The sequence below is a fragment of the Micromonospora sp. AMSO31t genome (assembly GCF_008868175.1).
Classification (GTDB): Bacteria; Actinomycetota; Actinomycetes; order Mycobacteriales; family Micromonosporaceae; genus Micromonospora.
Genome location: NZ_WBKT01000193.1, coordinates 1 through 10,594 on the forward strand (window position 1 = coordinate 1; position 10,594 = coordinate 10,594).

Here is a 10,594-nt window from a genome sequence, read left to right on the forward strand (position 1 = left end):
CACCCGAACCCAACCAAGGAGCAGCCATGGTCTTCCGGAACGTGATCGTCTGCCACATGGTCCCCGGCAGCGACAAGATCGTCGGGGACGTCTTCGGCCACTACGACCAGGCCACCCGACCCCAGGACCTCGGGGTCGTCGGGCGCATCCTGCTGTCCCACCACGACCTCTACATCCACGTCATCGAGCGCGAGCAGGACCCGCGGATCTCCGGCCAGACCCGGGGGCTGCCCGCGTTCCAGAAGATCGCCGAGGCCATCGGCCCGTACGTGACGCCGTACCCGCGCTACTGGAAGAACCCCTCCGACTCGGTGGCCAAGGAGTTCTACCACTGGGCCCCGGAGGGGGAGCCGCCCGCGGACACGACGCTGACCGTCATCGTCGGGCGGATCAAGCCCGGCGCCGAACCGGACGTGGCCCGGGTCTTCGCCGAATCCGACGCCGGCTCGCTGCCGACCGAGCTGGGTGTCACCGGGCGCTGGCTCTACGCGATCGACGACGTCTACGTCCACCTGCTCGAACAGGAGGCGTCGGCCGCCGAGGCGACCCGGAACAACCACGACGCGAAGCCGGTCTTCGCGAAGGTGATGCAGGACCTGGCGCCGTACGTGAGCCCGTACCGGCCGGAGGAGTGGCACGGCCCGCAGGACTCGGTGGCCACGGTGTTCTACCGCTGGCAGGCCCAGGACTGAGCCGCCCGGTGGGGGCGTCCCACGGCGCCCCCACCGCCCGCTATCGTCGGCCTCTCCGGACGGCGCCGGGCCGCACCGGGTGAGACGCGAACAGGCGGTCGCGGTGTCCCGAGCACGCAGATTCGTCCCACCGGCGCTGCTGGTCCTGGTCCTCGCCGCCCTCGTGGCCTCCGGCATCCGGCCGTACGACCGGCTGACCTGGCTGCTGGAGACGGTCTGGGTGCTCGTCGGCGTCCCGCTGGTGCTGGTCACCTGGCGCCGGTTCCCACTGACCACGCTGCTCTGCTGCCTGCTCGCGGCGCACGCGCTGATCCTCGTGGTCGGCGGCCACTACAGCTACGCGCGCACGCCGGTCGGCGACTGGGCGCGGGAGACGTTCCACCTGTCCCGCAATCCCTACGACCGGCTCGGCCACTTCGTCCAGGGCTTCGTGCCGGCGATCCTGGTCCGCGAGATCCTGGTCCGCCGGTCGCCGCTGCGCGGCAGCCGCTGGCTCGCCCCGCTGGTGGTCTGCGCCTGCCTGGCGTTCAGCGCCCTCTTCGAGATGATCGAGTGGTGGGCGGCGCTGGCCGGCGGGTCGGCGGCCGACGACTTCCTCGCCACCCAGGGCGACGTCTGGGACACCCAGTGGGACATGTTCCTGGCGCTGCTCGGCGCGATCACCTCGCTGGCGCTGCTCAGCCGCCTGCACGACCGCCAGTTGCCGGCCACCAGCCGGCCGCCCGCCGGGATCGATGTCCGGGCGGCCCGGACCGACGCCTGACCGGCAGGCTCACTCGTCGCCGACGGTCTCCGTCTCGCCGTCGTGCTCGAACCGGGCGGGCAGGTGCTCGTCGGGCTGCGGCGCCTGGGCCAGGTTGTGGTGGGGGTCCCCGTCCGCGGAGTACAGGACGTCGTCGGTCTTCTTGGTCTTCTCCCGGTCCTCTTCCGGCTCCGTCACGTCCGCTCCTCGCAGTCGCCGTCGGTGACCGCCCGCCAGAGCGGTGGGACGGTCGGGTCCGATTCCCACCCTAGGTGCGGCGGCGGGCCGTGGTAGGCGAATGCCGGCGCGGCCCGCGTCCGGGCGGGCTCGGGCGAAAGCCGCCCGCCGGCAGCGGTGATGCGACAGGGTGGTGCTGCGGACGGCCCGCGCGGGGCCGTCGTGGGTGCGGCCGGCCGTACGGGGGTATCGGGTGCCGACCAGGGAGATCATCCAGCACGTCGGCACCCTCCTGGACCTGGCCGGCGTGGTGGTCATCGCGGTCGGCGTCGCCATCGCCACGGTCGTCTTCGGGCTGCGCTGGTGGCGCACCCGGCAGGTCGTCGACCACTACCGGTCGTACCGGCAGGGGGTAGGGCGGGCCATCCTGCTCGGCCTGGAACTCCTGGTCGCCGGGGACATCATCCGGACCGTGGCGGTGTCGCCCACCTTCACCAGCGTCGGGGTGCTGGCGCTGATCGTGGCGGTCCGGACGTTCCTCAGCGTCTCGCTGCAGGTGGAGCTGGACGGCCGCTGGCCGTGGCAGGGCAAGGTGCCGATCGGCGGCTCCGGCGTGGGGTCCCGACCGGAGCGCTGAGAACGCCTCAGATGTTGGCGGAGTCCGCGGGCACGCCGGCCGGCAGCGACGCCGCGCCGCCCGATGGCTGCGCGCCCCGGCAGCGCAGCCCGAGGGTGTACGCGGTCATCGACAGCGACCCGTACGCGTACCCGTCGACCAGCACGTCGGGGCGGTCCCCGGCGGCGGCGGCCAGCCCGGCCAGGTAGAGCAGCGGGATGAAGTGGTCCGGGGTCGGCACGGCGAGGTCGAAGTCCCGGTGCCCGTCCAGCCGGGCCGCCTCGGTCGGTGCGTCCTGGACCGTCTCCCGGGCGGCGTCGTCGAAGCGGCGCGCCCAGTCGAAGCCCTCGTCGGTCAGCCGCGGGTCGACGCCGCCCAGGTTGTGCACCACGTTACCGCTGGCCACCACGAGCACGCCGCGCTCGCGCAGCGGGGCGAGCCGGGCGCCGAGGTCGAGGTGGTAGTCGAGGGGCTTGAACGCGTTGATGCTGAGCTGCACCACGGGGATGTCGGCGTCGGGGAACGCGTGGGTCAGCACCGACCAGGTGCCATGGTCGATGCCCCAGGAGTCGACGTCGGCGCCGACCCAGGTGGGGTGCACCGTGTCGCTGATCTCCTCGGCCAGCTCGGTGAGCCCGGGCGCCGGGTAGCGCACGTCGAAGAGCTGCTGCGGGAAGCCGTAGAAGTCGTGGATCGTGCGCGGCCGAGGCATCGCGGTGACCGCGGTGGCGCCGATGTACCAGTGCGCGGAGACCACCAGGATGGCCCGGGGCCGGGGCACCGACCGGCCGAACTCCCGCCAGGCGGCGGTGTAGCGGTTGACCTCCAGCGCGTTCATCGGGTTGCCGTGCCCGAAGAACGCCGCCGGCTGCACCGTCTGGGTGCTCTGCTCGCTCATCTCGCTCCCCGGGCCGACCTTGCCCCGAGGCTAACCCGCGGGCCCCCGCGTGTCCGGCCACCGGTCGCGACGGGACCGGCGGGTTGGCACATACCCCCTAGGGGTATAAGGTGGGGCGCGGAGGTGGAGTTCGATGCAACACGAACACGGGCACCGCGGCGCGGACCACGACCCGCGCGCGGGGCACGACAAGCACGCCGGGCACGACCCTGAGCAGTTCCGCCGGAAGTTCTGGCTGAGCCTGGCGCTGACCGTGCCGATCGTGCTGACCAGCCACATGGTCATGGACTGGCTCGGCTACTCGCTCGACCTCCCGGGCGTTCGCTGGGTGGGCCCGGCCCTCGGCACCGTCGTCTTCTTCTACGGCGGCTGGCCGTTCCTGGTCGGCGGCGTCCGTGAGGTGCGCGACCGGGCGCCGGGCATGATGCTGCTGATCTCGACGGCGATCACGGTCGCGTACCTGGCGTCGGTGGCCACCAGCCTCGGCCTGTTCGACCTGGACTTCTGGTGGGAGCTGGCGGCCCTGGTCACCATCATGCTGCTCGGTCACTGGCAGGAGATGAAGGCGATCGGGCAGGCCCAGGGCGCGCTCGCCGCGCTCGCGGCGCTGCTGCCCGACGACGCCGAACGCCTCGACGAATCCGGCGCCCCGCACCGGGTGCCGGTGGTCGATCTGCGGGTCGGTGACCTGGTGCTGGTGCGCTCCGGCGGCCGGGTCCCGGCCGACGGCCGGATCGTCGACGGGGCCGCCGAGCTGGACGAGTCGATGATCACCGGGGAGTCCCGGCCGGTGCCGCGCGCCGCCGGGGACCGGGTGGTCGCCGGGACGGTGGCCACCGACTCGGCCCTGCGGGTACGCGTCGACGCCGTCGGCGAGGACACCGCGCTCGCCGGCATCGGCCGTCTCGTGGCCCAGGCCCAGTCCTCCGGCGGCCGCGCCCAGGCACTCGCCGACCGGTTCGCCGCGCTGCTGTTCTACGTCGCGGCCCTCGCGGGCCTGGCCACCTTCGCGGCCTGGCTGCTGCTCGGCGACACCGACCAGGCCGTGGTCCGGACCGTCACGGTGCTGGTGATCGCCTGCCCGCACGCCCTCGGCCTGGCCATCCCGCTGGTCGTGGCGCTCTCCACGGCGCTGTCCGCCCGGGCCGGCATCCTGGTGAAGGACCGGCTCGCCCTGGAACGGATGCGCACCGTCGACGCGGTGCTGTTCGACAAGACCGGCACCCTCACCAAGGGGCGGCACACCCTGACCGGGGTGGCCGCCACCGGCGGGCTGGACGACGACGGCGCGCTGCGCCTCGCCGGGGCGGTCGAGGCGGACAGCGAGCACCCGCTCGCCCGGGCCCTCGTCACCGCCGCGCAGGACCGGGGCCTGCGGGCGTCCGCCCGGGACTTCCGCTCGCTGACCGGCCGGGGCGTACGCGCCACGGTGGACGGCGCCGACTGGGCGGTGGGCGGCCCGGCCCTGCTGCGCGAGCTGGGCACCGACGCGCCGGCCGAGCTGGCGCGGGCGGCGGAGGGCTGGTCCCGGCGCGGCGCCGCGGTGCTGCACCTGGTCCGGCTGCCCGGCGCCGGCCGGCCGGAGGTGGTCGGCGCGTTCGCGCTCGAGGACGAGGTCCGCCCGGAGGCCCGCGCGGCCATCGCCGAACTGCGCGAGCAGGGCGTGCGGAAGATCGTGATGATCACCGGGGACGCCCGGCCGGTCGCCGAGGCGGTCGCCGCCGACCTGGGCTTCCGCCCCGGTGTGGACGAGGTCTTCGCCGAGGTGCTCCCCGCCGACAAGGACAAGGCGGTCACCGCACTCCAGGCCCGCGGGCTGACCGTGGCCATGGTCGGCGACGGGGTCAACGACGCCCCGGCCCTGGCCCGCGCCGACGTGGGCGTGGCCATCGGCGCCGGCACCGACGTGGCGATCGAGTCCGCCGGGGTGGTGCTGGCCGGCTCCGACCCGCGCGGGGTCACCGGCGTGATCCGGCTGTCCCGGGCGTCGTACCGGAAGATGCGCCAGAACCTGGCCTGGGCGGCCGGCTACAACGTGGTGGCCATCCCGCTCGCCGCCGGGGTGCTGGCCTGGGCGGGCGTCGCGCTCAGCCCGGCGGTGGCCGCGGTGCTGATGTCCGCGTCCACCATCGTGGTGGCGCTCAACGCCCAACTGCTCCGCCGGGTGCGGCTCACCCCTGCCGACGACTAGTCCGCCGCAGCTACGGCCGGCGTGACCCCTCGCTCCTGGCGGATGCGAGGGGTCACGCCGCCTTTCACCCGCACCTGCGAACCGCTAGGGTGGCCGCGTGACGGTATTCCGGATCGGCGAGGCCGCCGAACTGCTCGGGGTCAGCGCGGACACGGTCCGCCGCTGGATCGACGCCGGGCGGCTGCCCGCCATCCGCGACGAGCACGGCCACCGGGTGCTCGACGGCGCCGACCTGGCCGCGTTCGTCCGCGCACCGGGCCATCCCGAGCTCTCCTCGGCCCGCAACCGGCTGCGCGGCATCGTCACGGCCGTCGTCAAGGACACCGTGATGGCCCAGGTCGACATCCAGGCCGGGCCGTTCCGGATCGTGTCCCTGATGAGCCGCGAGGCCGTCGACGACCTCGACCTCCAGGTCGGCTCGGTGGCCGTCGCCGTGATCAAGTCGACCACCGTCGTGGTGGAGCGCGCGCCGACGGGGAGGACCAACCCGTGACCGCATGGTGGATCCGCGCCACCCTTGCCGGGGTGGCCGCGCTGAGCCTGGCCCTGACCGGCTGCGGCGGCGCCGACGGCGGGTCGAGCGCCGACCGGGGCGGCACGGTGACCGTCTTCGCCGCCGCCTCGCTCACCGAGACCTTCACGACGCTCGGCCGGGACTACGAGGCCGCGCACCCCGGCAGCCGGGTCGTCTTCAACTTCGCCGGCAGCTCGGCGCTGGCCACGCAGATCACCCAGGGCGCGCCGGCCGACGTGTTCGCGGCCGCCTCGCCGGCCACCATGAAGACCGTCACCGACGCGGGCGACGCCGCCGGGACACCGGCCGTCCTGGTCCGCAACCAGCTCGTCATCGCCGTACCCAGGGGCAACCCGGACCGGGTCGCGGGCCTGGCCGACCTGGTCCGGCCCGGGGCGAAGGTGGCGCTCTGCGCCGAGCAGGTGCCGTGCGGCGCCGCGGCGAGGACCGCCCTCGCCGCGGCCGGCGTGCGGCTCACCCCGGCCACCCTGGAGCAGGACGTCAAGGGCGCCCTCGCCAAGGTGAAGCTGGGCGAGGTCGACGCGGCGCTGGTCTACCGCACCGACGTGCGGGGCGCCGCCGCCGACCTGGACGCCGTCGAGTTCCCCGAGTCCGCCCGGGCGGTCAACGACTACCCGATCGTGGTCCTGAAGCACGCCGGCAACCCGGCCGGGGCCCGCGCCTTCGTCGACCACGTCCGCTCCGACGCCGGCCTGGCCGTGCTCACCGCCGCCGGGTTCCAGGCCCCGCCGAGCCGGTGAGCCGACCCCCGCGCCGCCGGCAGCGGGTGCCGCTGGCGCTGCTGCTCCCCGCCGGGCTCGGGCTGCTCTTCCTCGTCCTGCCGCTGGCCGGGCTGCTGGTCCGGGCGCCCTGGACCACGCTGCCCCGGCGGCTCGCCCAGCCGGGCGTGCTCACCGCGCTGCGACTGTCCCTGGAGACCGCGACGGCCGCCACGCTGCTCTGCGTCGCGCTCGGCGTACCCCTGGCCTGGCTCCTGGCCCGGGTCGAGTTCCCCGGCCGGCGGCTGGTCCGCGCGCTGGTCACCGTGCCGCTCGTGCTGCCGCCGGTGGTCGGCGGGGTGGCGCTGCTGCTGGTCTTCGGCCGGCGGGGGCTGCTCGGGTCCTGGCTGGACGCCACCTTCGGGGTGAGCCTGCCGTTCACCACGGCCGGGGTGGTGCTGGCCGAGGCGTTCGTGGCCATGCCCTTCCTGGTCATCGCCGTTGAGGGCGCGCTGCGCGGCGCCGACCCCCGCTACGAGGAGGCGGCGGCCACCCTCGGCGCCGGGCGCTGGACCACCTTCACCCGGGTCACCCTGCCGCTGGTCGCCCCCGGGGTGGCGGCCGGCGCGGTGCTCTGCTGGGCCCGCGCGCTCGGCGAGTTCGGCGCGACCATCACCTTCGCGGGCAACTATCCGGGGCGGACCCAGACCATGCCGCTGGCCGTCTACCTGGCGCTGGAGACCGACGTGCAGGCCGCCATCGTGCTGAGCCTCATCCTGCTCACCGTCTCCGTGGCCATCCTGGCCGGGCTGCGCGACCGCTGGGTCGGTGTGACGTGACCGCCCCGCCCCTGCTCGACGCGCATCTGGTCGCCGACCGGAGCGCGTTCCACCTCGACGTGCGGCTGACCATCGGCGCCGGGGAGGTGGTGGCGCTGCTCGGCCCGAACGGGGCCGGCAAGACCACCGCCCTGCGGGCCCTCGCCGGGCTGCACCCGCTCACCGCCGGGCACCTCACTCTCGGCGGCGTCGACCTCGACCGCCCCGACCGGCGGGTGTGGACGCCGCCCGAGCGGCGCCCGGCCGGCGTGGTGTTCCAGGACTACCTGCTCTTCCCGCACCTCAGCGCACTCGACAACGTGGCGTTCGGGCCGCGCCGCCGGGGCGCCGACCGGCGGGCCGCCCGGGCCCGGGCGCAAGGCTGGCTGGACCGGGTCGGCCTGGGCGGGCAGGCCCGGCACAAGCCGCGCCAGCTCTCCGGCGGGCAGGCCCAGCGGGTCGCCCTCGCCCGCGCGCTCGCCGTCGAGCCGACCCTGCTGCTGCTCGACGAGCCGCTCGCCGCGCTCGACGCCCGGACCCGGCTGGACACCCGCGCCGAACTCCAGCGCCACCTCGGCGCGCACCCCGGCGCCACCCTGCTGGTCACCCACGACCCGCTGGACGCCCTGGTGCTCGCCGACCGGCTGGTCATCGTCGAGCAGGGGCGGGTGGTCCAGGAGGGCGACGCGGCGACCGTCACGGCCCGCCCCCGCACCGACTACGTGGCCCGGCTGGTCGGCCTCAACCTGCACCGCGGGCACGCCGACGGGCACGCCGTCACGGTCGGCGGCCTCACCCTCACCACGGCGGACACCGTGCGGGGAGAGGCGTTCGTGGCCTTCCCACCGGCCGCCGTCGCGCTGCACCCGGCCCGACCGGACGGCAGCCCCCGCAACGTCTGGCCGGCCACCGTGACGGGTGTGCAGCGGCACGGCGACAACCTGCGGGTCCAGCTCTCCGGGCCGGTCGACGTGGCCGCCGATGTCACCCCCGCCGCGGCGGCCCACCTCGGGCTGCGCCCCGGCCAGCCGGTCTGGGCGGCGGTCAAGGCCGCGGAGACCCGCGCGTACCCGGCGTGACGCAGGCCGCTGGCCGGTCCACCCGGGCCGGTGGGACGTTTGATGTCGGCCCACCCGGTCACTGAACAGGGGGAGCGATCACACGAAGGGGGAAACGGGGTGCCCGAGACGACACGGTTCCGGTCCAGTCAGGACGTCGTCCTGCCGGACGACGTCACCGACCCGTTGCTGTGGCGGGCGGCGTACGACGTGGCCGCCGCGCACCAGCCCGACGCGGCGGGACACTGCACCAGTCTGCTGTGCGCCGGGCGGAGCGCGCCCTGCGAGCCGATGGACAACGCCCGCCGGGCGATGCGGCTGGCCCGGGCCGGCACGCGGCGCGCCGAGTTCCGCGAGACCCCCGACCGGACCGCCCGCGACCGGCGCCGGGCGGCCTGAACCGGTCGCGGCATCACCTCAGTGCGCGGGAGAGAAGGCGGCGAGGAAGCGGTCCCGGAAGGCGTCCATCCGCCACACCGGGGCCTGCGGGCCGGGGCGCAGCCCGTCCTGCCAACCCCAGTCGGCGACCCGGTCCAGCACGGCCGGGTCCTTCGCCACGATGGTGATCGGCACGTCCCGGCTGGCGCCCTCGCCGGTCACCGAGGCCGTCGGCTGGTGGTCACCGAGAATCACCAGCACCAGGTCGTCCCCGCCGTGGGTCAGCACGTACGACACCAGGGTGCCGAGACTGTACTCGATGGAGTGCGCGTAGTCGGCGCGGATCTGGGCGGCGTCCCGCTGCACGACGTCCCGGCTGCCGCCCGTGCTCGTGGACGCCGTGTGGAAGATGGTGCCGTCGCCGACCGCTGCCCAGGGCACCGGCTTCGGGATGGCCGACCAGGGGGAGTGGCTGGACACCAGCGGGATCTCCGCCATGAGCGGGGCGTGCGGGCGGTCCCGCTCCAGCCGCTGGAAGGTGGCCAGGGTGTACTGGTCGGGCATCGGCGCGTAGCTGAACTTCGGGCCCCGGTAGGCCAGCTTCTCGGCGTCGTAGTACCGGTCGTAGCCGAAGAACTTCCCCTCCGGCCAGGGCTGGGTGGCGGCCGGGAAGACGCCGACCGTCTGCCACCCGGCGCGGTGGAACGCGCCGTTGAGGGTGAGCCGGTCCCCGGCCAGCAGGTCCCGGTGCCGCTGGTCGTTGTCGATCCACAGCCCGGAGAGCAGGGTGGCGTGTGCCAGCCAGCTGCCGCCGCCGAAGGTGGGCGAGGTGAGGAAGCCGCTGCGGGCGTCGTAGCCGCCCGCGCGCAGGCGGCGGTAGCCGTCGTCGAGGACCGCGGTCACGCCCGGCGCGAGGGCCGGGTCCTCCACGGCGTCCCGGCCGTAGCTCTCCACGAACGTGACCAGGACGTCCTTGCCGCGCAGCCCGGTCAGCAGCCGGTCGCCGGACACGTCCCGGTAGGCGTCGGCCGTCATCTCCCCGGCGAACGCCGCCCGGTCGCGCAGGCCGGTCCGTACCTGGCCGACGTGCGACGCCACCAGGGCGGTCGCGGTCCGGTCGGCGACCGGCACGCCGGCGGCGAGGCGCACCCCGAGCAGGGCGCAGCCCAGCCACAGCACGGCCAGTGCGGCGACCACCCGCGTCGCGCCGGTGCGGTGCCGCGCCACGAGCCGGGCCAGCCGCCGTGCCGCGAGCGCCACGAGCACGGGCAGGCCGGCCACCAGCAGCACCACCCCGACCGCCGCGGCGACGGCGGCGGCCCGGCCGGACGAGTCGGACAGGTAGCCGTAGCCGTCGTCGAACAGCCCCCAGTCGAGCAGCACGTCGAACGGCCGGTCCCGGGCCACGAAGAAGCCCGTGTCCAGCAGCTTGACGACGGTCAGCAGGCCCAGCACCAGGCCGAGCGCCACGGCGACCGGCCGGCGGGCCCGGTCCGGCAGGACGAGCAGCAGCGCCACCGCGACCAGGGCCTCGACCGGGATCCGCAGCACCGCGCCCGGCCCGGCCTCGGTCGGCCGGTCCGGCGCAACCAGCGCCGCCACCACCAGCAGCGCGGCCAGCCCGGTGAGCACCCCGGCGGCGACCCGACGGGTACGCGAGGCGTGCCGCGCCGGACCGGCGGGTGGCGCCGCGTCGCCGGGTGGCGTGGCGTCCTCGCCCGGCGTGGGCGCGGACGCGTCGGTGTCCGGGGCGGGGGTGGCCGGCCCGGCCGGCCGGCGGAGACGGATACG

General features: G+C 75.4%; 12 protein-coding genes. 9 read left to right on the top strand and 3 right to left on the bottom strand.

From position 1 onward, the window contains the following. Window positions 1-26: 26 nt before the first annotated feature. Together F8274_RS27445 and F8274_RS27450 are read left to right on the top strand one after the other, a co-directional pair. Window positions 27-692, top strand: a complete 666-nt coding sequence (locus F8274_RS27445) for a TcmI family type II polyketide cyclase (RefSeq protein WP_151465261.1) — start codon at window positions 27-29, stop codon at window positions 690-692. A gap of 103 nt (window positions 693-795) precedes the next feature. Continuing rightward, entirely contained in the window at window positions 796-1,455 is a 660-nt protein-coding gene (locus F8274_RS27450) for a DUF2238 domain-containing protein (RefSeq protein WP_151465262.1), read from the top strand. A 9-nt stretch (window positions 1,456-1,464) separates the two neighbouring features. Here the strand turns inward: F8274_RS27450 and F8274_RS31435 are convergent, their stop codons facing one another. Beyond that, window positions 1,465-1,632, bottom strand: coding sequence for a hypothetical protein (locus tag F8274_RS31435; protein WP_192580015.1), 168 nt, complete (start codon window positions 1,630-1,632; stop codon window positions 1,465-1,467). 232 nt (window positions 1,633-1,864) lie between these two features. Here F8274_RS31435 and F8274_RS27455 point away from each other — a divergent pair, with 232 nt between their 5' ends. Continuing rightward, window positions 1,865-2,248 (top strand): DUF1622 domain-containing protein, encoded by a 384-nt coding sequence (locus tag F8274_RS27455; RefSeq protein ID WP_151465263.1) that lies wholly within the window; start codon window positions 1,865-1,867, stop codon window positions 2,246-2,248. A 7-nt stretch (window positions 2,249-2,255) separates the two neighbouring features. On the opposite strand, the gene ygiD is transcribed toward F8274_RS27455, so the two are convergent. Then, window positions 2,256-3,125, bottom strand: a complete 870-nt coding sequence (gene ygiD / locus F8274_RS27460; protein ID WP_151465264.1) for a 4,5-DOPA dioxygenase extradiol — start codon at window positions 3,123-3,125, stop codon at window positions 2,256-2,258. Window positions 3,126-3,258: 133 nt separating this feature from the next. Here ygiD and F8274_RS27465 point away from each other — a divergent pair, with 133 nt between their 5' ends. The 6 genes from F8274_RS27465 (at window position 3,259) to F8274_RS27490 (ending at window position 8,824) form a co-directional block, all read left to right on the top strand. Next, a complete protein-coding gene (locus F8274_RS27465; RefSeq protein ID WP_151465265.1) occupies window positions 3,259-5,316 on the top strand; it encodes a heavy metal translocating P-type ATPase in 2,058 nt (685 codons plus the stop codon). A 97-nt stretch (window positions 5,317-5,413) separates the two neighbouring features. Next, entirely contained in the window at window positions 5,414-5,809 is a 396-nt protein-coding gene (locus F8274_RS27470) for a molybdopterin-binding protein (RefSeq protein ID WP_151465266.1), read from the top strand. Window positions 5,810-5,820: 11 nt separating this feature from the next. Continuing rightward, window positions 5,821-6,591 carry a molybdate ABC transporter substrate-binding protein gene (gene modA, locus F8274_RS27475; protein ID WP_192580017.1) on the top strand — a complete coding sequence of 257 codons (771 nt, stop codon included), beginning with the start codon at window positions 5,821-5,823 and terminating at the stop codon, window positions 6,589-6,591. Next, on the top strand, window positions 6,588-7,388 hold the full coding sequence (locus F8274_RS27480) for an ABC transporter permease (RefSeq protein ID WP_151465268.1): 801 nt from the start codon (window positions 6,588-6,590) through the stop codon (window positions 7,386-7,388). Before modA ends, F8274_RS27480 begins: the two co-directional genes overlap by 4 nt. Next, window positions 7,385-8,446, top strand: a complete 1,062-nt coding sequence (locus F8274_RS27485) for an ABC transporter ATP-binding protein (protein WP_370518279.1) — start codon at window positions 7,385-7,387, stop codon at window positions 8,444-8,446. The genes F8274_RS27480 and F8274_RS27485 overlap by 4 nt, the downstream gene beginning before the upstream one ends. A 99-nt stretch (window positions 8,447-8,545) precedes the next feature. Then, window positions 8,546-8,824: a hypothetical protein gene (locus F8274_RS27490; RefSeq protein ID WP_151465270.1), complete on the top strand. Its 279-nt coding sequence runs from the start codon at window positions 8,546-8,548 to the stop codon at window positions 8,822-8,824. Between the two features lie 18 nt (window positions 8,825-8,842). Here the strand turns inward: F8274_RS27490 and F8274_RS31440 are convergent. After that, the coding region (locus F8274_RS31440; RefSeq protein WP_192580016.1) for a hypothetical protein at window positions 8,843-10,594 on the bottom strand (1,752 nt) is incomplete at its 5' end.